The 20,453-nt window shown below is 60.7% G+C and carries 20 protein-coding genes; 13 read left to right on the top strand and 7 right to left on the bottom strand.

The window, feature by feature from the left end; all coding sequences use genetic code 11:
- Positions 1 to 97 precede the first annotated feature (97 nt).
- Positions 98 to 397: a hypothetical protein gene (locus B2M20_RS16985; protein WP_079448211.1), complete on the top strand. Its 300-nt coding sequence runs from the start codon at positions 98 to 100 to the stop codon at positions 395 to 397.
- Between the two features lie 139 nt (positions 398 to 536).
- Here B2M20_RS16985 and B2M20_RS16980 read toward each other — a convergent pair whose 3' ends face one another.
- Genes B2M20_RS16980 through B2M20_RS16960 form a run of 5 tightly spaced genes read right to left on the bottom strand, consistent with a single transcriptional unit; the run spans position 537 to position 5,133 of the window.
- On the bottom strand, positions 537 to 1,394 hold the full coding sequence (locus tag B2M20_RS16980; RefSeq protein WP_079448210.1) for an ABC transporter permease: 858 nt from the start codon (positions 1,392 to 1,394) through the stop codon (positions 537 to 539).
- Positions 1,391 to 2,593, bottom strand: a complete 1,203-nt coding sequence (locus B2M20_RS16975; RefSeq protein ID WP_079448209.1) for an ABC transporter substrate-binding protein — start codon at positions 2,591 to 2,593, stop codon at positions 1,391 to 1,393. Before B2M20_RS16975 ends, B2M20_RS16980 begins: the two co-directional genes overlap by 4 nt.
- A 52-nt stretch (positions 2,594 to 2,645) precedes the next feature.
- The gene (locus B2M20_RS16970; protein ID WP_079448208.1) at positions 2,646 to 3,458 is read right to left on the bottom strand and encodes an ABC transporter ATP-binding protein; all 813 of its coding nucleotides are present in this window, start codon (positions 3,456 to 3,458) and stop codon (positions 2,646 to 2,648) included.
- Positions 3,455 to 4,543: an acyl-CoA dehydrogenase family protein gene (locus tag B2M20_RS16965; RefSeq protein WP_244553574.1), complete on the bottom strand. Its 1,089-nt coding sequence runs from the start codon at positions 4,541 to 4,543 to the stop codon at positions 3,455 to 3,457. Before B2M20_RS16965 ends, B2M20_RS16970 begins: the two co-directional genes overlap by 4 nt.
- 17 nt (positions 4,544 to 4,560) lie before the next feature.
- The gene (locus tag B2M20_RS16960) at positions 4,561 to 5,133 is read right to left on the bottom strand and encodes a carboxymuconolactone decarboxylase family protein (protein ID WP_079448206.1); all 573 of its coding nucleotides are present in this window, start codon (positions 5,131 to 5,133) and stop codon (positions 4,561 to 4,563) included.
- A gap of 607 nt (positions 5,134 to 5,740) precedes the next feature.
- Here B2M20_RS16960 and B2M20_RS16955 point away from each other — a divergent pair.
- The 4 genes from B2M20_RS16955 to B2M20_RS16935 all read left to right on the top strand — a co-directional run bounded on the left by B2M20_RS16955 (position 5,741) and on the right by B2M20_RS16935 (position 11,324).
- Positions 5,741 to 6,295 carry a flavin reductase family protein gene (locus B2M20_RS16955; protein ID WP_079448205.1) on the top strand — a complete coding sequence of 185 codons (555 nt, stop codon included), beginning with the start codon at positions 5,741 to 5,743 and terminating at the stop codon, positions 6,293 to 6,295.
- Between the two features lie 170 nt (positions 6,296 to 6,465).
- A complete protein-coding gene (locus B2M20_RS16945; RefSeq protein ID WP_079448203.1) occupies positions 6,466 to 6,831 on the top strand; it encodes a hypothetical protein in 366 nt (121 codons plus the stop codon).
- Between the two features lie 128 nt (positions 6,832 to 6,959).
- Positions 6,960 to 8,120, top strand: coding sequence for an efflux RND transporter periplasmic adaptor subunit (locus B2M20_RS16940; protein WP_079448202.1), 1,161 nt, complete (start codon positions 6,960 to 6,962; stop codon positions 8,118 to 8,120).
- A gap of 9 nt (positions 8,121 to 8,129) precedes the next feature.
- Positions 8,130 to 11,324, top strand: coding sequence for an efflux RND transporter permease subunit (locus tag B2M20_RS16935; protein WP_079448201.1), 3,195 nt, complete (start codon positions 8,130 to 8,132; stop codon positions 11,322 to 11,324).
- A gap of 274 nt (positions 11,325 to 11,598) precedes the next feature.
- Here B2M20_RS16935 and B2M20_RS16930 read toward each other — a convergent pair whose 3' ends face one another.
- Complete coding sequence (locus B2M20_RS16930) at positions 11,599 to 11,784, bottom strand: hypothetical protein (RefSeq protein WP_139372937.1); 186 nt, start codon at positions 11,782 to 11,784, stop codon at positions 11,599 to 11,601.
- A gap of 1,012 nt (positions 11,785 to 12,796) precedes the next feature.
- Between B2M20_RS16930 and B2M20_RS16920 the strand changes: the two genes are divergently transcribed.
- The 8 genes from B2M20_RS16920 to paaZ all read left to right on the top strand — a co-directional run bounded on the left by B2M20_RS16920 (position 12,797) and on the right by paaZ (position 19,747).
- Complete coding sequence (locus B2M20_RS16920) at positions 12,797 to 13,003, top strand: thiolase family protein (RefSeq protein WP_139372936.1); 207 nt, start codon at positions 12,797 to 12,799, stop codon at positions 13,001 to 13,003.
- A gap of 13 nt (positions 13,004 to 13,016) precedes the next feature.
- Positions 13,017 to 14,006: a 1,2-phenylacetyl-CoA epoxidase subunit PaaA gene (gene paaA / locus B2M20_RS16915; protein WP_079448198.1), complete on the top strand. Its 990-nt coding sequence runs from the start codon at positions 13,017 to 13,019 to the stop codon at positions 14,004 to 14,006.
- 54 nt (positions 14,007 to 14,060) lie between these two features.
- Positions 14,061 to 14,345, top strand: a complete 285-nt coding sequence (paaB, locus tag B2M20_RS16910) for a 1,2-phenylacetyl-CoA epoxidase subunit PaaB (RefSeq protein ID WP_079448197.1) — start codon at positions 14,061 to 14,063, stop codon at positions 14,343 to 14,345.
- Positions 14,345 to 15,196, top strand: coding sequence for a 1,2-phenylacetyl-CoA epoxidase subunit PaaC (paaC, locus tag B2M20_RS16905; RefSeq protein WP_173816053.1), 852 nt, complete (start codon positions 14,345 to 14,347; stop codon positions 15,194 to 15,196). The genes paaB and paaC overlap by 1 nt, the downstream gene beginning before the upstream one ends.
- A 9-nt stretch (positions 15,197 to 15,205) precedes the next feature.
- The gene (gene paaD / locus B2M20_RS16900; protein WP_079448196.1) at positions 15,206 to 15,730 is read left to right on the top strand and encodes a 1,2-phenylacetyl-CoA epoxidase subunit PaaD; all 525 of its coding nucleotides are present in this window, start codon (positions 15,206 to 15,208) and stop codon (positions 15,728 to 15,730) included.
- Between the two features lie 17 nt (positions 15,731 to 15,747).
- A complete protein-coding gene (locus tag B2M20_RS16895; RefSeq protein WP_079448195.1) occupies positions 15,748 to 16,824 on the top strand; it encodes a 2Fe-2S iron-sulfur cluster-binding protein in 1,077 nt (358 codons plus the stop codon).
- An 18-nt stretch (positions 16,825 to 16,842) separates the two neighbouring features.
- Positions 16,843 to 17,595, top strand: coding sequence for a Phenylacetic acid catabolic protein (locus tag B2M20_RS16890; RefSeq protein WP_079448194.1), 753 nt, complete (start codon positions 16,843 to 16,845; stop codon positions 17,593 to 17,595).
- An 82-nt stretch (positions 17,596 to 17,677) separates the two neighbouring features.
- A complete protein-coding gene (paaZ, locus tag B2M20_RS16885; RefSeq protein ID WP_079448230.1) occupies positions 17,678 to 19,747 on the top strand; it encodes a phenylacetic acid degradation bifunctional protein PaaZ in 2,070 nt (689 codons plus the stop codon).
- Between the two features lie 65 nt (positions 19,748 to 19,812).
- Here the strand turns inward: paaZ and B2M20_RS16880 are convergent, their stop codons facing one another.
- Complete coding sequence (locus B2M20_RS16880) at positions 19,813 to 20,412, bottom strand: TetR/AcrR family transcriptional regulator (protein ID WP_079448193.1); 600 nt, start codon at positions 20,410 to 20,412, stop codon at positions 19,813 to 19,815.
- Positions 20,413 to 20,453: the final 41 nt, after the last annotated feature.

Raw genomic sequence — 20,453 nt, 5'->3', positions numbered from 1 at the left:
CAGAAGCGAAGCTCTATGATTTTGATGTGACGCGTTTTCTTCACGCGAGCCGGTATCCACTTCGCTCGAAAACGCGATAGCAGTGGAGGGAGGGCCTATGATCAAGAAAAGCGCGCGCGATGAAGAGAAAAGGCCTGCTCCGAAGCCGAGAGCCAGCGCGGTGGAATTCATCGAGCTGAGGTTCGGCTTCTTCCTCAACGCGGACCAGATCGTCAGCGTGCGGGTCTTGCCACAGCAAGGGGACGAGACCTATGCGGTGATGCAGCTTTCGAACGGCGACAAGCTCAATCTCACTCTTGAGGAGTTCATGGCGGTCACCGGTAAAGACCCGCGCCCGCCGGCGCGGCTCCGGCAGGAAAGACGCTCGGAAAAGCCAGCGAAATTGGGTCGATCCTGATTCCCTCGCAACTGATTAGATGCACGGCGTTACCCGAGCCAAGTGCTAGCGGTGGCTTGATCGCGCCACTAGGGTGAGGAACCAGGGCCAAAGCCGGTCGAAACCATGAGCCAACGCTATAGGAGAGCGAGACGATCCCTCAGGCGGTGCGACTGCGGGTGACAGTTTGATACAGCATCCGCGCTCCGACATCGAGCAGGAAGCCGAGTATGCCGATCATCAGCACCGTGGCCATCAGCTCCGAATAAGCGAGGCGATCGCGGGTATCGAGAATGAAATAGCCGAGACCAGCCGAGACCCCGAGCATCTCGCACGGCACCAGCACGATCCAGACGATACCGACGGAAAGCCGCAATCCGGTCAGCACATGGCCAAGCACGCCGGGCAGAATCACGTACCACAGTGTTTCCCAGCGCGTCGCGGCGAGGCTGTCGGCAAGACTGAGCCAGCTCGGCTGCAGCCGCCGCACACCTTCGGCCGTGTTGAGCAGAATCGGCCACACCGCGGCGAACGCCAGCATGAAATAGATCGGCTGGTCGCCGACGCCGAACATCATCACCGCAATCGGCATCCACGACAGAGGTGAGATCATGCGCAGAAACTGAAACGCCGGCGAGGTCGCGGTATTGAGGCGGCTATAACTGCCGACTGCGAGCCCGACGGGCACGCCGATCAGCAACGCGAAAGCGAGACCGATCAGCACCCGGCGCAGACTGGCGAGAATATGCGCTGACAGATCAGGCTGCGCCAGCATCGTTACGAGCTTGGGGATCGCCGTGGTCGGCGAGAACTGCCGGATAAATCCTTCAGATGAAGCCAGGACATCGGTGCCGAGCCACCATAGCAACAGCAGCATGATCAGTCCGCCGATGCCGAGCAGGCTGTTGGTCAATGCTGGCAGCGTCAGCAATGGCTTGCCGCCAAAACGACCCGCAAACGTAGCGAGCCGCGGAGATGCGGAGCGGCTCAGGCTGTCGCTTGGCCAGCTTGTGCTCATGCCGCCACGACCTCGGTGCGGGTAAAGGATTCCGGCAGACCGAACGCCGCCATGCCGCCTGCCGCGATCACCGCCTTCTTGACGAAACGATCGTCGACAAGCTCGCGGCCAGCGGCTGCCGGATCGAGCGTATCGAGGAACGCGCGATCACCCTCGACCAATGTTTCCCGCAGGCGCCGGATCAGTTCCTCGGTGTAGCTTGGATACGGATAGGGCTGGAAATCGATCCGGCGCTCGCGCCAGTCCGGATGCTTGATCGCGCCAACCTTGATGTAGGTGGCATCATCAGCCTCCGGCGGCGCCAGCACTTTGCTCAGAACTTCGACACTATGCGGGGTGTATTGGTTGGGATTGTCCTTGGAGAGCAGCGCCGCCGTCTCCGCGCGATGTTCCTGCGTCCAGAGCTGCGCTTTGACCATCGCGTTGACTGCGCGCTGCACCCATTCCGGGCGCTGCTGGATATCGCGTTCATGCATGAACACCAGGCAGCAGGCGTGATCCTTCCAGACATCTCCGGTGAAGCGCAGGATCTTTCCGACACCAAGCGCCTCACTCGCTGCGTTGAACGGCTCGGCGACGATGTAGCCACTGATCTGCTTCGAGGCGAGCGCTGGCACCATGTCAGCCGGCGCCATGACAACGAGATTGACCTCGTCGGCAGCGGGGGTGCCTGTGCGTTTCGACACCGGCTTCAATCCGTTCTCGCGCAGCAGGACTTGCAGCACCACATTGTGAATCGAGTACCAGAACGGAATGGCAACCGTAGTGCCGCCAAGATCCTTGACGCTGTTGATGTGCGGCAGGACGCTCAGGCCGGAGCCGCTGGTGTGATTCCAGGCGACCACCTTGGCCGGAGCCTTGCTGGCGAAGCGTGCCCAGACTGTCATCGGCGACAGCAGATGGACGGCGTTCACTTGTCCGGAGATAAAGGCTTCCAGCACCTGCGCCCAGCTCCGCAGGCGCACCGGCTTCTCGGCCTTGATGCCTGCCTCCTCGAAAAACCCCTTGCCATGCGCCACCAGAAGCGGCGTCGCATCGGTGATCGGTAGATAGCCGATACGCAGTGGCACATCCGCGACCTCGGCGCGCGCCTCGTATGCCTTCAGGAGCGGCAGCGCGCCACTAGCGGTCAGCAGCGCTGACAGGCGCAGCATCTGACGGCGGGAGACGTCGTAACGGGAAAATTCGTCGATCGACATGGCCGGTCCTTTGAATCGTCATTTGGCTGCGCGGCGTCGCTACGTGGCCGTTTTAGTTAATGCGCCGCTGGGTCGCGCCGCGCAGTCGTGAGAGAATTTCAACGCGGATGACGCCGAGCTCTGCGATGTAGTTTTCGCGCGGTGTCGGAAGGTCGATGCACCATTGGCCGATCACTCGCGCCGGTGTTCCGCCGAGCAGCAGGATGCGATCAGAGACCAACAGGGCCTCATCGATGTCGTGAGTGATCAGGATCGCCGCGGTTTGGAAATCGCGCATCACCTTCAGCAGCAGATGCTGCATCTCGGTACGGGTCACTTCGTCGAGTGCGCCGAAGGGCTCGTCGAGCAGCAGAATTTCCGGCTTGCGCGCCAGGCATCGCGCCAGCGCGGCGCGCTGCGCCATGCCGCCGGACAGTTGCTCGGGAAAGTAGTGCCGTGCGTGCATCAGTCCGACTTCACGAATCGCAACATCGACGCGGACTTTGCTTTCCTCCGGCGTCAGACGCGGCTGGTGCTTGAAGTTGAGCCCGAATGCAACGTTCTTCTCCAGCGACAGCCATGGCAGCAGGCTTGCGTCCTGAAAGGCGATGGAAACGCGCGGTGACACGCCCTGCAGCGGCTTGCCATTCATCGTCACCGTGCCGTCGGTTGGCTTTTGCAGCCCGCCAAGCACGCGCAACAAGCTCGATTTGCCGACTCCGCTCGGACCGAGCACGCTGACGGTCTCGCCTGCGGCCAACTCAAAATCGAACGCCCCGACAACCGGTTGCGGTTGGTCGGGATAGCGCAGCACCACGCCGGCGGCTTCAAGAATAGCAGCCTGACGATCCGGTGCCGGGGAAGCGGTTTGTGCGGCCGTGGTCATGCTGTCGCGCCGACGGCGGCTGGCAATTCCTGAACGCGAAGCGCGAGCTTCAGTTGTACCAGGCTGGGCGTGACGACCGGAATGAAAGCGGCTTCGCGCAGCCGGCGCTGAAAGCCTGCGCCGGGCTGAGACAGATAGGCCCGGCCGCCGGAGGCCGACAGCTCGAACTGTACGGCCTGCACCGCAATCTCAGCGAGATGAATGCGTAGGCGGAACAGGCTTGCCGGGTGCTCGATGAAGCGGCCTCCACGCAGCCCTTCATGCAGCGCAGTTTCGGTGGAAGTGAGTTCGGCGGAAAGCGCAGCGACCGGTTCACTCAGGATGTCGCGGTCATTGCGAAGTCTGGCGGTCGCTTCCGCAAGTCCGCGACGCGCTAGGCCGACAGACAACGCAGATTGCATCGCCAAAAATGCGGGCCTTACCTTCGGCAGCCATTCGGTAGCATTGTGATGAATAACGCGATCCTCGCCAACACGCACACCGTCGATCTTGAGCGCCGCAGTATTTGATCCGCGCATTGCCATCAGATCGAGATCAGGCGAGCGTTCGAGACCGGACTCGTCGGAAGTCAGTGCGGCGATAAAGGCAGGAGCACCATCCGCACCCTTGACAGCCAGCGCAACATCAAAGCCTGTCGCGGGCAGGTTGGTCACCCACGGCAGATAACCGTCGAGCTGTAGCGCAGTGCCGCTACGCTGGGACTGCACCGACAGTTCCTCAATGCCTGAAAGGAATTTCATCGCGTTGGACAGGCCGGTAGCGCCGCCGCGCCGGCCGGCTAATAGATCCGGCAGTAGCGTTTCGCGCAAAGCGGCGTTGGGGCTCTGCAGCAGATATTCGATGAATGTGCGATGGCCCCAGAACACGAAGCCCGCGGTCAGCGAATGCGCCGAGACCTCGGCGATGGCGTTGACCGCGTCAGCGACATGGCCGCCGTTGCCACCCCATTGCACCGGCACGCCCAGCCCAAACAGACCAGCGTCCGCGAGCTTGGGAAGAACCGCTGCGGCTGTGTCGGCCGTGGTGTCGAGATGAAAGGCGCTGGCGTCAAGCCATGCCACAAGATCGGAGATTAAGTGTGTCATGGCGATACCTTCATCCGTCATTCGGCAGCGACGGCGGCCGAATTGTTCCATGCATAAGGCTTAAGCTGCGGATTGAGGTCTGTTTGTCCGAGGTTGTTGGCGAAGTTGCACAGCGTCGCGAGACTGACGCCGAGCACCACTTCCAGCACGTTGGCGTCGTTGAAGCCGGCGTTGCGGAACGCCTTCAATTCGGAATCCTCGACACGGCCGCGGCTGCGAATCACGGCGCGGGTGAAGTCCGCTACGGCATTGAGGCGTGCATCCGGCCCACGCGTGCCATCGCGTAGCGCGTTGACGGTAGCGTCCTTCAGGTCAGCTTTTTTATAAGCGATCGCGGTGTGACCGGCGACGCAGAAGCCGCAGCCATGGGTCGCGGCAGCGGTGATCTGCACTGCCTCTCGCTCCGCTAGCGTTAGGCCGCTGCGCGCGTTGATGCCGCTCACGGTCTGATAGGTCTCCAACGCTGTTGGCGCATTGGCCAAAAGCCCGATCAGGTTAGGTAGAAAGCCGTTCGCCGCCTCGGCATTCTGGACCCGTTCCCTGGCGGCTTCAGGGGCTGTGGTAGCGGTATGAATTGGCAAGCGTGTCATGTGCATCCTATCGGTGGCATCGACCCAAGTGGACCAGCGCGAAGAGCGGCGACCAACTCAGTCAGGTTATGAGCCCTTCGATATGATGATGGTGAAACAGGCGTCCAGCCTCGACAACCCGTTTCGAAAAATAACAAGAAACGACCTTCTTAGCCGGCGACTAAGAGCATGCTGCTATTCTGACCTGCAAACCAATAAGGAGATTATTTCAAGATCAGGCGGGGCGTCGTGTGTTTTCTAATGACGTAATGCTGCTCGCTAACGGCGTATGGCATTTTCCGTTCTTCGTTTCTCGAGCAGTTTGAATTTTGATGGACGTTGGTATCCGTCTTCTCGATCATCGGAAGGGATAGGTGAATCTATCGAGATTCTTTCACAAGGTCGTCGACCTGATGAGGGAATGTTTGGCGTTCCGATGCAGCAAATCGAAAAATAACTTTTTCGCGCATATCGCGTTCGCGATGCATGCATTGCTATTTTTCGGAGCCACTCGACATCGCGCCGTGTCATCGCCCATGAGTTCTGTTCAGAATTATGAAGGTCATTGAAATCAAAAATGGCAGCAACTGACTTAACTTCTGGATCCGGCGTTCCGACGGCCTACCGAATGAGTACACTGGAAGTAGACACGGTTAACGCAACCGAAAGTTTTCGCCATGCGATGCGAAGGCTTCCCAGTGGGGTAAGTGTAATCACCGTTGGACAAGGCAGTGACGTATCTGGCCTGACCGTAACGTCAGTATCGTCGCTTTCCATCGAACCCGAGACCGTGATCTTCGGCATCAATCGAAAGTCATCCGCGTGGCCGATACTGTTGCGGCATGGTGTGTTCGGCGTAAACGTGCTGAACGCTCGCCAGGCCGAAATTGCCGAAAGGTTTTCAGGGCGCGGCGGCGTGAAAGGGGCGGGCCGCTATCTCGGCGCGAAATGGATGACGAAAATAACCGGCGTGCGGCTTCTGACGGATGCGCTCGCTGCGCTGGATTGCGAGGTCGACGACATCATCGAGCGCCATTCTCACGACATTGTCATTGGCCGCGTGCGTTATGTGCATCTCTCCAGCAACCGCAGCGCGCTGGCGTACTGGCATGGGAAGTATCTGGAAGTGACTCAGAATTCCGGTACCGGCACTATTCCTGACTCAGTTTTTTCGACTACGTGATATTCGCCACAGATTGTTGGCCCGCTACCGCCGCGCTCGCAATTGCGGCATTCATTATGCCACCCTCAATTGAGGTTATCCCATTCCGCCTGCGCCCGCGCTTTTGATCATAATTTTTTAACAAGTGGGACCTTGAAAAGATCACACGAGAGGAGTTGACTGAATAGACGATGACCCGGTCCGGCGGCATGGCGTTAAATGAGGAAATCGGAAGTCGGCTTTGCCGACTGCCGTTCGTTTTGCTGCTCACCGTCGGCCTGTTGTTTTCGCTGGTTCACTGTGCCGGATGTGGTCCAACGTTTTCCAAAGCCGATTCTGCGGTCGTGATGACGAGCGCTAACCCGGACTCTTCGCCGGATACGCCAGAACAACAGTTGCCGTGCCACAGCGGGCACTGCTTCTCCCACGTTACCACCCAGCATGCGACGGTAGCGATGACCCCGGCGGATCCCGTCGTGCGCTTGGTGGCGTCCGGTCGGGAGCAGTTCCCTGCCGCGCTTGCCGGCCTTCCTCTGTTCAAACCACCCCGCGCCTAACCTCCCAGGCGGCCGTCTAGGCCCCGTTGGCACGTCCCGTTGCGCAGGCAATGCGACGGCTTGCGTGCGTTCAGGGAAAGGTTTGGCGAAATCACGAGCGATCGAGGCTCGTTCACGGGATATTGGTAATGGTCCGGATTTGGTTGCTCGCGGCTGTGCTTGTGCTCGGCGCGGCATTTCCCCTCGCGGCGCACGGCGAAAAGCCGGGCGGGGAAAAACACGATGAACTCGTGGTTACGGTCAGCGAGAAGCAGGTGGATGCCGGCAAGTTCGCCGTCAGCGAAGTGCAAGGCGGCATGCTGGGCAAACGCATCGCAGTGCCTGGCTCCATCGTGCCCAGCGGCGACCACATCGCGCGGGTCGCGGTTCGGCTGCTCGGCACAGTGGCGGAGCTGCGCAAGCGGCTGGGTGATACCGTGCGGGCGGGCGAAGTTGTCGCCGTGATCGAGAGCCGCGAGGTGGCCGACGCCAAGAGCGAATACCTGGCCGCGCGGTTGGTGTTCGATCTGCAGCAAACCTTGTTCAATCGTTCGACCAGGTTGTTTGAAGGCAAGATTCTCAGCGAAAACGATTTCCTGCGGGCTCGTACCACGTTTGAAGATGCTCGCGTTAAAATCGAGATCGCCCGCCAAAAGCTCTTCGCGCTCAGCTTGACTGCTGAACAAATTGAAGCCCTGCCTCAACAGCCCGTCGAGACGCTGCGACTACAGGAGCTGAGGGCGCCGATTGCCGGACGTATTGCGGAACGCCGTGTCGAGCTTGGGTCGCTGGTCGGCCGCGAAGGCCAGGAGAGCGAGCTGTACGTCATCGTCAATCTGGACGTCGTTTGGGCCGAGCTTGCGGTACCGTCTTCTGACTTGGCGAGCGTCCACGAAGGCCAGAAAATCAACATCGCGGCCGGTATCGGAGGTGAGCCATCCCCGGCGACCATCATGTTCGTCAGCCCGCTACTCGATAAGGACACGCGCGCCGCCCGCGTGGTCGCCTCGGTCGATAACACTGCACTTAAATGGCGGCCGGGCTCTTTCATCACCGCCGAGATTCCGATGGATGTAACATCAGCAGCTGTAACGGTGCCGAAAACAGCTCTGCAATCCTTCAAAGGCGACACTGTCGTGTTCGTCCGCACGGCTAAAGGTTTTGAGGCGCGCAAGGTGTCCATTGGCCGGCAGGACGGGCGCCTGGCCGAGGTAACTGCCGGCCTGTCGGCCGGGGAGTGCATCGCCGTCGCCAACACCTTCACCCTCAGGGCTGACCTCGGCAAGGCCGAGGCCGAGCATGAAGACTAGGGGGTGACCATGATCAGCCGCATTCTCGCGCTATCGATTCAGTACCGGTGGGTTGTGGTGTTCCTCAGCGTGGGTGCCGTGGCGTTGGGCCTGTGGTCGTTAATCCGACTTCCCATCGATGCCGTCCCCGACATCACCAACAAGCAGGTTCAGGTCAACACCACGGCGTTCGCGTTGTCGCCGGTCGAAATCGAAAAACAGGTGACGTTTCGCATCGAGACCGCGCTTGCCGGCATACCCGGCCTGGAAAGCACCCGTTCAATTTCGCGCAATGGCTTCTCCCAGGTAACAGCCGTTTTCACGGAAAAAACGGACATCTATTTCGCGCGCCAGCAAGTCGGCGAACGTTTGCTGGAATTGCGTCCGAACCTGCCGCCCGGTGTCGATCCGAAGATGGGGCCTATCTCTACCGGCCTGGGTGAAATCTACATGTGGTCGATCGGCTTTGCTCCCACATCGCCCGATGCCGGTGCTTACGTCACGCCAGAAGGCGAGCGACTCAACACGGACGTGGAGCGCGCCGCTTATTTGCGTACCGTGCAGGATTGGATGGTTCGGCCGCAGATCAAGAGCGTGGTGGGCGTAGCCGGCGTCGATTCCATCGGCGGCTATGTGAAGCAATACCACGTCCGACCTGATCCCTTGAAGTTGACCTCGCTGGGCCTGTCCTTCGGTGACGTCGCTCGCGCCATTGAAGCCAATAACGTCAGCCGCGGCGCCAGCGTCATCGAGCGCAACGGCGAAGGGATCGCCGTGCGTACCGGTGGAAGACTCGAAAATCTCAGGGACATTGGCGATGTTGTTATCAGCACGCGAGGTTCGGTACCGGTACGTGTCCGCGACGTTGCTCAAGTGGCAATTGGCGGTGAAATCCGCACTGGCAGCGCCAGCGAGAACGGCCACGAGGTCGTTGTCGGCACGGCGCTCCTGCTGATTGGCAGCAATAGCCGCACCGTGGCGGCAGCTGTCGACGCCAAGATCGACCAGGTACGCCGCACCCTGCCGGCCGGCATTGAACTCAAAACAGCGCTCGACCGTACTCAGCTTGTGGACGCCACGGTGAGGACCGTCGCCACCAATCTCGTTGAAGGCGCTCTTCTGGTGATCCTCGTGCTGTTCGTGCTGCTCGGGAACTTCCGCGCGGCGCTCATCACCGCCCTTGTCATCCCCGTCGCCATGTTAATGACGGCAGCCGGCATGTTGCAGGGGGGCATCAGCGCTAACCTGATGAGTCTCGGCGCACTGGATTTCGGTCTGATTGTCGATGGCGCGGTCATCATCGTCGAAAACACACTGCGGCACCTCGCCGAACGCCAGGCCACCTCAGACCGCGCGCTCTCTCTTTCGGAGCGTCTGGACACCGTGCGTGGCGCCGCAGAGGAAATGATCGGCCCTACTGTGTACGGCCAAGCAATCATCATCCTGGTCTATGTACCGTTGCTGACCTTCAGCGGGATCGAGGGTAAAATGTTTGAGCCGATGGCGCTGACTGTCATCCTCGCTTTGGCCGCAGCGTTCGTCCTGTCGCTGACGTTCGTGCCGGCGCTGATTGCCATATTCATTACGGGTCGTGTCGCCGAAGGCGACAATGGCATCGTTCGGCGGTTGAAAAAATCCTACGCACCTTTGCTGATGCGCACGATCAAACATCCGCTGCCGGTGATGGTAGGTGCGGCCCTCATGTTCGCCGCCACGGTGCTGGTGTTCGTCCACCTGGGCCAGGTGTTCATCCCGACGCTGGACGAAAAAAACATCGCCATGCACGCGCTGCGTATTCCAAGCACCAGCCTGGCGCAATCGCAGGCTATGCAAATCGAGATTGAAAAGACGGTTAGCGCATTGCCGGAGGTCGCCTTTGTTTTTTCGAAGACCGGCACGGCCGAAATTGCAACGGACCCGATGCCACCGAATGCCGCCGATACCTTCATTATCTTCAGGCCAGAGGAGCAATGGCCTAATCCAAATCTCTCCAAGGAGGCCTTGATCCAACAAATCGAGTCGGCAGTGCGTGAGCTGCCTGGTAACAATTATGAGTTCACCCAACCCATCCAGATGCGTTTCAATGAACTGCTGGCAGGAGTGCGTGGCGATGTCGCGGTCAAGATCTTTGGCGATGATTTTAAGCCCTTGCTGCGCGCCGCCGACCAGGTCGCGAGCGTCCTAAGGGCCACCAAGGGCGCCAAGGATATCAAAGTCGAGCAAGCCAGCGGCCTGTCGGTTCTGGACATCGCGGTGGACAAGGCTGAGATCGCCCGGCGAGGCCTCAGCCTGGCGGCGGTGCAGGAGGTTATCGGCGCGGCAATCGGCGGGCGGGATGCTGGCGTCGTGTTTGAAGGTGACCGGCATTTTGAGATTGTCGTGCGGTTGCCCGAAACAATCCGCCACGATCTCGATGCCTTGAAAAGTTTGCCCGTATCCCTTCCCGCGATGGGCGCGGTTCCCCTAACCATTCCATTGGACCAAGTGGCGACTTTTACATTTGGCGAAGGCCCCAACCAGGTCAGCCGCGAGAATGGCAAGCGCCGCGTCGTGGTGACCGCCAACGTGCGCGATCGCGATATCGCTTCCGTGGTGAACGATGCGCGCGCGCAAATCGATGCGCAGGTGAAGCTGCCTGCCGGCTACTGGATGACATGGGGCGGGCAGTTCGAGAATCTGGAGGCGGCCCGTTGGCGTTTGTCGATCGTGGTTCCCGCGTGCTTCCTGATGATCTTCTTGCTGTTGATGAGCGCTCTCGGCTCGGCTCGCGATGCCTTGCTGGTATTTAGCGCCGTGCCTCTTGCCCTGACCGGAGGCGTACTGGCTCTCTGGCTGCGCGGCTTGCCGTTCTCCGTCTCGGCGGCGGTAGGATTCATCGCCCTGTCCGGGATCGCGGTCCTCAACGGTTTGGTGATGCTCACATTCATCAAGCAGCTCATGGCGCAAGGCCTGGCAAAATTGGATGCGATTTATGAAGGGGCACTGACCCGACTGAGGCCGGTCGCAATGACGGCTCTGGTGGCTTCACTTGGCTTCGTCCCGATGGCGTTGGCCACTGGCACGGGCGCGGAGGTTCAAAAGCCAATCGCCACCGTGGTGATAGGCGGGCTGATCAGCGCGACACTGCTGACGTTGTTCGTGCTGCCCGCGCTTTATGTCTTATTTGGACGCAAGCATCCGGAGCAAGTGGTCAACTTCGAACTCACACGGAGGGCCGCAGAATGATCACGCACACCGTCAACTAGCCCTGGCGGCACCAATGCCCCAAAAACGCACAACGCCGGACAGCGGAGTATGTTCGCTGCCGGCGTTGGCTAATACGCACTGGGCCCTGAAATCCCCAGCAATGATTAGGCGCTCGAACTCGATAAAAGGTTCAAGCAAACTTTCGTCTATCGCTCATTGCTAGAAGCTCATACCGAGCTGGGCAGCCTCTGGTTCGCGCAAGGCCCGGCGGTTCGCGCAAGGCCCGGCGGCTTTCGCCGTGTGCGGCTCAAGCTTATTTGTGCAGCTGAAAGTGAACAGCGGCATGCTGCTCGTGCCCGTGAGGCGTCACATGGCCGCTGCGCCCGTTCGTGAAATACACAAGGCTGGCCATCAGCACCACGACCGCGCCTGCCATAGCCCAGCCGGCCCGGTTGTTATCCGGTGTCTTCGTAAAATTCGTGGGGTTCCAGACTAGCATGTGCACACCCTATCTGCCCTTCTTTTTTAGCAGCGAGAAACCTTAACTATCTGTTACCGGTCCAAAGACGGTCGAACACAGGCGCGTGATAGTCATCAGGAAGAGCCGGAAGTTTTGGCGCCCCCTCCGCGAAAGCAGGGCAACGGTTAACAGGACTTTGACTTCCCGTGCAGTGCGAAATCAGCATACCTGCGATACGATTGCAGCATAGTGGCTCTGAAATCGTGACATTTGCGAGGAGATGAAACGGCATCGCGGGCCAATGATGTCGCGTGCCTACCGCTGGCGCGTTCGTTGCGGACACGACGTGATACTCCTCGTGCTGACCGCCTTTCCTCTCGTGTCCTTAGGTTGCCGTAACGGTCGCTGCGCGCGCACGAGCACCGAGGCACCTTGTTCTTGATCAAGGGAGCGCGAGGAATTTTGCCGGTTGGGTGCGGCAGGCGTTCCGGTCGACGACATGAACACCAGCAGGCCTTCATAGAAGGACTGCTGGTGTCAGTGTCATCTGTTGTCCATCCTTCAGCTGCATCATGACGGAGTCATCCAGCACGCAGCCAGATCCGGAAACTACTGGAGCGCAGTATGACTTCTGACGCGCTATGGCGGAGAGAGTGTCCAAATCAGCATAGATTGCCGTCTTTCGCACACGTTCGCCGATGTTCAACATAGTCCTCTGCCATAACAGCAAGCTGGTCGTTTTAGGTCGCGTCAGTTCACTATTCGTCGCGCCAATCGCGTCGCAATGTATGGGCTGGAGTAGGGGTGCAAGAGGTCGGCGGAGGCGTGGATTGCAAATGCTATGTGCCCCAGCCGATCCCTTCCGCGCTTCTGTAAGCATCAGTCAACGTTAGGTGGTGTTATCGCTCGGATTCACGGCTCCGAGTGTGAAAATGGCCCCAACGCGCGGGAGGCGTTCAGCAGCAAGCGACAAAAAATCAGGACCGCCCTTTCAGGGGCAGCGCAATAATGATATAAACCGTCCGGTCGGTCAACGAATTAGAGGGTCTGGGTGCTGGAGGCATTGATCTGCAATGCGCTCAGAACGCCCATCGGGAGGTATGGCGGTGCTTTGAGTTCGGTTCGGGCCGACGATCTGGCGGCCGTACCGCTAAGGGGTTTGATGGCTCGCAATCCCAACGTTGGTTGGTCGGCGGTAGATGACCTCATATGTATCGGCGTAGGACAGGGCATCGCCATCATCGTCGAACGTGTCTGAGGAGAACCGAGCCATGTATGCGCAGCTCGTGAAATCGGAAGGCAGGTTGAAAGACGAAATGACGCCGGAAGAGATCGCATTTCAGACGCGCATCGACCGCGGCGAAAAGATCGAGCCTAAAGAGTGGATGCCGGAAGGTTACCGCAAAATGCTGGTCCGCCAGATCGGCCAGCATGCGCATTCCGAGATCGTCGGGCAATTGCCGGAAGGCAACTGGATCACCCGCGCGCCGACGCTGGAACGCAAGGCGATCCTGCTGGCCAAAGTTCAGGATGAGGCCGGCCATGGCCTTTACCTCTACTGCGCCGTCGAGACGCTCGGTATTTCGCGCGACGAACTGATGGAGCGCCTGCATTCGGGCGACATGAAGTACTCTTCGATTTTCAACTATCCAACGCTGACTTGGGCGGATATGGGCGCCGTCGGTTGGCTGGTGGACGGCGCCGCGATCATCAACCAGGTGCCGCTACAGCGCACCTCCTTCGGCCCCTACGGCCGCGCCATGATCCGTATCTGCAAAGAGGAGAGCTTTCACCAGCGGCAGGGCTACGCGATCATGATGAAGATGGCCGCCGGCACGCCTGAGCAGAAGCGCATGGCGCAGGATGCGTTGAACCGTCTCTGGTACCCGACGCTGATGATGTTCGGCCCGTCGGACAAGGATTCGGTCCATTCCGCCCAGTCCATGGCCTGGAAAATCAAGATGAACACCAATGACGAACTGCGCCAGAAGTTCGTCGACCAAACAGTGCCGCAGGCCGAGCTCATCGGCCTGACAGTTCCCGACCCGAACCTGAAGTGGAACGAGGAAAAGGGCGGCTACGACTTCTCTGAGCCGGACTGGAACGAGTTCTACGATGTGCTCGCCGGCAATGGGCCCTGCAACAAGGACCGCCTCGGCGCGCGGGTGAAGGCGTGGGAGGACGGCGCGTGGTTCCGCGAGGCGCTGGTGGCGCATGCCGACAAGAAGGCCGCGCGCCCATACGCCGTCGCCCGCGAGTAGCAATCGGGTCAAGCCGCCGTTCGGCGGCTCCGACCCAGTCACGGGAGAGAAAGCATGTCCAGGGAATGGCCGCTCTGGGAAGTGTTCATCCGGGGCCAGCATGGTCTGAGCCACCGTCATGTAGGCAGCCTGCACGCCGCCGACGCCGAAATGGCGGTCCTGCACGCCCGCGACGTCTATACTCGCCGCAACGAAGGCGTTTCGATCTGGGTGGTGCGTTCGTCCGACATCGCCGCATCGAGCCCCTCCAACAAGGGGCCCTTGTTCGATCCCGCGAACACGAAGATCTACCGCCATCCGACCTTTTACGAGATACCTGAAGAAGTGGGGCATATGTGATGCCATCGCTTCCCGATGTCGCCCAGGCCGACACAGCAGACCTCGCCCGCGAGGCCGCCGCGCATGGTCAGGGGCTGCATGCCCTTTCGCCCGGTGCCAACCAGGCCGCCTTTTTCGAAGTCCTGCTACAAATCGGAGACACGACCCTGATCCTGGGGCATCGGGACTCGGAATGGTGCGGACATTCGCCCACGCTGGAGGAGGATATCGCGCTGGCCAACATGGCGCTGGACCTGATCGGCCAGACCCAGCTCTGGCTCGGCCTCGCCGCCGAGGTGGAGGGCAAGGGCCGGACAGCGGACGATCTCGCTTATCTGCGGGACGCCTGGGACTTCCGCAACCTGCTGCTCGTCGAACGGCCCAACGGTGATTTCGGTCATACGCTGATGCGGCATTTCCTGTTCGACATCTATCACCTTGCCCTGCTTCAGGCGCTGGCGACGTCGTCCGACCGGCGGGTCGCCGAGATCGCCGCCAAGGCCTGCAAGGAAGTGGCCTATCATGTCGAGCGAACGTCGAATCTGATCGTGCGTCTCGGAGATGGAAACGACGAGAGCCATCGCCGCATGCAGGCCGCGCTCGATGCGCTGTGGCCCTATGTCGGCGAAATGTTCATGGCCGACGAGAAGGACGAGGCGGTCGCCGCTGCGGGTATCGCGCCGAACCCCGCAAGCCTGCGCGCGGCATGGGAGACGACGGTGCGCAACGTGCTTGCTGCGGCGACGTTGACGATTCCGGAGAGCAAGTTCGCCCATAAGGGCGGCAAACGCGGCATCCACACCGAGCATCTCGGCTACATCCTCGCCGATATGCAGTTCCTGCAGCGCGCCTATCCTGGTGCAAGCTGGTGAGGTCCGGCCATGCAGACGAGCACGCTGCCCCGCACCGATCAGGTATGGGACTGGCTCGGCCAGATTCCCGACCCTGAGATCCCTGTCATCTCTTTGACCGATCTCGGCATCATCCGCGATGTCGCATGGGACGATGACACTTTGGTGGTGACGGTGACCCCGACCTATACGGGATGCCCCGCCACCAGCATCATTAGCCTGGATATCGAGCGCGCGCTGCGTGACCGTGGCGTTGAGAAGATCAGACTCGAGCGCCAGCTTTCTCCGCCTTGGACGACCGACTGGATCAGCCGCGAGGGCCGAGAGAAGCTGCACGATTACGGCATTGTGCCGCCGATCGACGGAACCGCTGCGGATAGCCGCCTCACCGGTCGCGCCTTCAGACTCGCGGGACGATCGGACCTGATCATCGCATGTCCCCGCTGCGGGTCAAAGCAAACGGAAAAAGTGAGTCAGTTTGGTTCAACGCCCTGCAAGGCGAGCTACCGTTGCAAGGACTGTCTTGAGCCATTCGACTATTTCAAATGCATTTGAGAGCGGGAGCATCTCGAATGGCTCGCTTCCATCCCTTGAAAGTCACGGACGTGCGGCGCGAGACGCGCGATGCCGTCGTAGTGACGCTGATGCCGCGTGCGGAAGACAGCGCTTTGTTCGCGTTCACGCAGGGTCAGTACCTGACTTTCCGCCGTAACTTCGACGGCGATGAGCTGCGCCGCTCCTATTCGATCTGCGCCGGGTGCGACGAAGGTGTTCTCAAGGTCGGCATCAAGCGCGTCGATGGCGGCACGTTCTCGACGTGGGCGAATGAGGCCCTTGCAGCCGGCGACGAGATCGAAGCCATGCCGCCGATGGGACGTTTCTTCACGCCGATCAAACCGGATGCGCGGAGGAACTACATAGGATTCGCCAGCGGCTCGGGCATCACACCGGTGCTCTCCATCATCAAGACCGTGCTCGCCCGGGAGCCTTACGCAAGCTTCACGCTCGTCTACGCCAATCGCAAGATCAGCTCGATCATGTTCCGCGAGGAACTGGAGGATCTGAAAAACCAGCATCTCGGCAGATTCTCCGTGATCCATGTTCTCGAAGCTGAGTCGCAAGACATCGATCTCTTCACCGGCCGCGTTGACGGCGACAAGGTGAAGGCTCTGTTCAGGCACTGGATCGATGCTGGCTCTATCGACACGGCTTTCATCTGCGGCCCCCAGCCGATGATGCTGGCGATTGCCGTGGCGCTGCGCGAGCACGGGTTGAACGACACGCAGATTAAGTTCGAGCTGTTTGCTTCCGGCCAGCCGGGCCGGGCCAAGGTCAAGGCCGTGTCCAGGACGGCCGTCGTACCCGGCACTGGGGTTGAAGCGACGGTGACTTTGGATGGAGCGACCCGCAGCTTCATCATGCCGCGCGAGGGTAAGAGCGTGCTCGATGCCGCGCTCGCCGCCAATATGGATGCGCCCTACTCCTGCAAGGCAGGAGTGTGCTCGACCTGCCGCTGCAAGGTACTGGAAGGCGAAGTGGAAATGGCGGTGAACCATGCGCTGGAGGACTATGAGGTGCGCGCGGGCTATGCGCTGAGCTGCCAGGCGTTTCCACTGACTGGCCGCCTCGTCGTGACCTACGACGAATAGCGTTGAGGAGCGGAGCGCATGGCCGATACGATGAATATCGAAGACTACCTCGCCCGGGGCGGTGTGCTGACCGCGCCCGACAACGCGCCGGCGCGCTATCGCGGCGAGTTGATGCGGCTGATGTCGTCTTTCGTCGACAGCGAACTGGCGGCCTCTGCCGGTTTCGCCGGAGCGATCAACTTCGCACCTGGCATCAAGGAGCGCATCGCGGCAAGCCGTATCACGCTCGAAAAGGCGGACCATGCCGAGCGCGTTCTGAACATCATGAGCGACTTCGGCACCGATGCCGACCGCTACCAGGCGCAGCACGACTGGAGCGCGAGGGTCGAACGCAACGCGGATCTCGGCGCGGCGCGCCGGGGCGGTGACATGCGACTCGCCGTCTTTCACTATCCGATCGAGAACTGGACCGATGCGGTGGTGATGAACGTGCTGCAAGGGTTGGCGACCGGCATCCAGATGAACGAACTGACCCGCGTCTCCTATGCGCCGCTGGCGGACGTCTTCCGCGAGATCGCACTGCGCGAACGGCGTCATGCCGAACTGGGCTACGAGGGCCTGCAACGGATTGCTTCGACACCAGAGGGTAAGAAGGCCGCACGGGAAGCAATCGCCTACTGGAACCCGCGCGTTGCGACCACTTTCGGTGTCGTGGGCTCGAGCCGTTTCGATACGCTGAGAAAACTCGGTCTGCGCCATACCTCCAACGAGGAATTGCTGGCGCAGTGGGAAAACGTAAGCGGCGAAAAGCTCGGCATGCTTGGTCTCTAGTGTACCGAATCCGAAGTTGACACTCAGGATTTTGGACCCGGCACTCGCGCTTCGTCCGTTCCACCAGATCAAGGAGGTCATCATGGCAAGCGCAGCCCCCCGTCGACTGGAGAGCTATGTCTATGGGGCGTGGACCGCCGGCAAGGGTGACGGCTTACCGTTGCTCGACGCAGGCACCGGCGAGACGGTGGCTCTGATCGACTCCAAGGGCCTCGATTTCGCGGAAGTGCTGCACTACGGGCGTAGTGTCGCGGGCCCGAAGCTGCGCGCCATGTCGTTCCACGAGCGCGCGGCGATGCTGAAGGCGCTCGGTCTTGCGCTGATGGGAAAGAAGGAAGAGTTCTACGCCGAAAGCTTCCGCACCGGCGCCACCCGCGCCGACGGTTGGGTGGACATCGAGGGCGGCATCGGCACGATGCTGACCTTCGCTTCGAAGGGCCGGCGCGAACTGCCGAACACGCGTATCCTGACCGACGGCAATATGGAGCCGCTGTCGAAGGACAACAGCTTCAGTGCGCAACACATTTACGCGCCGCTGCAGGGCGTCGCGGTCCACATCAACGCCTTCAATTTTCCGATCTGGGGCATGCTGGAGAAGATTTCGCCGACCTTGCTTGCCGGCGTGCCGGCGGTGGTGAAGCCTGCTTCGCAGACGGCCTACCTGACCGAATTGATGGTGCGGCGGATCATCGAGACCGGCCTCCTGCCGGAGGGAGCGCTGCAACTGATTTCCGGTTCGGTCGGCGACCTGCTCGACCACGTCACCGGACAGGACGTGGTGACCTTCACCGGTTCAGCCTGGACCGGCCGCAAGCTGAAAGCGCATCCGGCTGTGATCGCCAATTCGGCGCGCTTCACGATGGAGGCGGACAGCTTGAACGCCTCGATCCTCGGTCCGGATGCCACGCCTGGCACGCCGGAGTTCGACCTGTTCGTGAAGGAAGTGATGCGCGAGATGACGGTGAAGGCCGGCCAGAAATGCACCGCGATCCGCCGCGTGATCGCACCGCGCGACCATGTCGATGCGCTGGTCAAGGCACTGGGCGACATGCTGGGCAAGACCGCGCTCGGCCTGCCAGACGACGAGACGACCCGCATGGGGCCGCTTGCGTCGCTCCACCAGCGCACCGAAGTGCGCGAACGCATTCAGGATCTGCTGTCGGACGCCGAGATCGTTGCCGGCAATCCGGATAACGTACGGGTTGCGTCCGGCGATGCGGAGAGGGGAGCCTTCCTCAATCCGATCCTGCTTTATGCCGACGATCCTTTCGGCGCCTTCAAGGTCCACGATGTGGAGGCGTTCGGTCCGGTCTCGACCGTGCTGCCCTATGACTCGATCGAGGAGGCCGTCGAACTGGCCAGGCTCGGCAAGGGTTCGCTGGTTTCATCTGTCTTCACTGACGATCCGAAGGTGGCGGAAGAGGTCGTCCTCGGTGTCGCGCCGTTCCATGGCCGGGTGCTTGTCGGAAACCGCCGCTCCGCCAAGACATCGACGGGCCACGGCTCACCGCTCGCGGGGCTTGTCCATGGCGGTCCGGGCCGCGCCGGCGGCGGCGAGGAAATGGGCGGTATGCGCGGTGTGAAGCATTACATGCAGCGCACCGCCGTGCAGGGCACGCCGCGTCTGCTGTCGGCCGTCACCGGGCGCTGGATCGAAGGCGCTGACGTACAGCACGGTGAGCATCCCTTCCGCAAGTCGCTGGCGGAACTGAAGATCGGCGATCAGTTAATGACCGCGAAGCGGCAGGTCACCTTGGACGATGTCGAGCACTTCGCACATTTCACCGGCGATACTTTCTACGCCCACATGGACGAGGCGGCGGCCAAGGCCAACCCGTTCTTCGACGACCGCGTGGCCCATGGCTACCTCATCGCCTCCTTCGCCGCCGGCCTTTTCGTTGAGCCAAATCCCGGCCCGGTACTAGCCAACTACGGCGTGGACAATATGCGCTTCCTCACCCCGGTTTATTTCGGTGACACGGTGCAGGTGCGATTGACCTGCAAGGAAATCAACCCGCGCGAAAACGCCAACCATGGCGAGGTGCACTGGGATTGCCAAGTCACCAACCAGAAGGGTGAGATCGTTGCGCAATATGATGTGCTGACGATGGTGGCGAAGATCTGGCCGCCGGCACAAGCGGCGGCCGAATAACAGGTCAAACGGTTGCGTCGGAAGAAGTGGGGCCTGTTCGGTTCGACCGCTGTGGCAGCCCTCTCTCAACGCACTGCCTTAATGCCTCCGAGGATGAGCGTGGTGAGAACCTCGGCATAATCCTCGCGGCTGATGCGGCCGCCGTCCTTGAACCACATATCCATCCAGTTCATCATGCCAAAGAGCGACATGGTCACCGGCATGACCAGGGGGCGCTCGCGGTTGTCCAGGCGTGGACTGATCTGGCGCACAACGCCCGCGAACCGGCGCACGATCCGCCTTTCAACTTCGGTGATCGCCTGTTTCTGCTCGTCGGTCAGCAGGCTCATCGCGTTCAACTGGACCTTGTGCCGGTCGCCGGCTCCGCGATAGTGCTCGAGCACGACGCCGACGAGAAACTTCAGTCGCACTGAAGGCCCCATGGCCGGATCGTCGGACGCTTCCAGATCCGAGTCGAGTTCCTCCAGGTGAGTGAAGATGATCGCGAAGACGAGTGCGTCCTTGCTTGGGTAATAGTGATAGAGCAAGGCTTTCGATATCCGCGCCTGACCGGCGATCTGAGACATGGACGCCTTGTCGACTCCCAGCGTGGCCAGCACATTCGCCGCAGAGTCCAATATGGCGAGTTGTTTTTCTTCGAAATCCTGCGCTCGCGTCCGAGCCATATCAATCCAACCTTCTGATGCTCCGGGCGATCAATCCGTGA

The sequence above is a fragment of the Nitrobacter vulgaris genome, from assembly GCF_002028545.1.
Taxonomy (GTDB): domain Bacteria; phylum Pseudomonadota; class Alphaproteobacteria; order Rhizobiales; family Xanthobacteraceae; genus Nitrobacter; species Nitrobacter vulgaris.
This window is presented reverse-complemented; position numbering and strand designations above follow the sequence as displayed.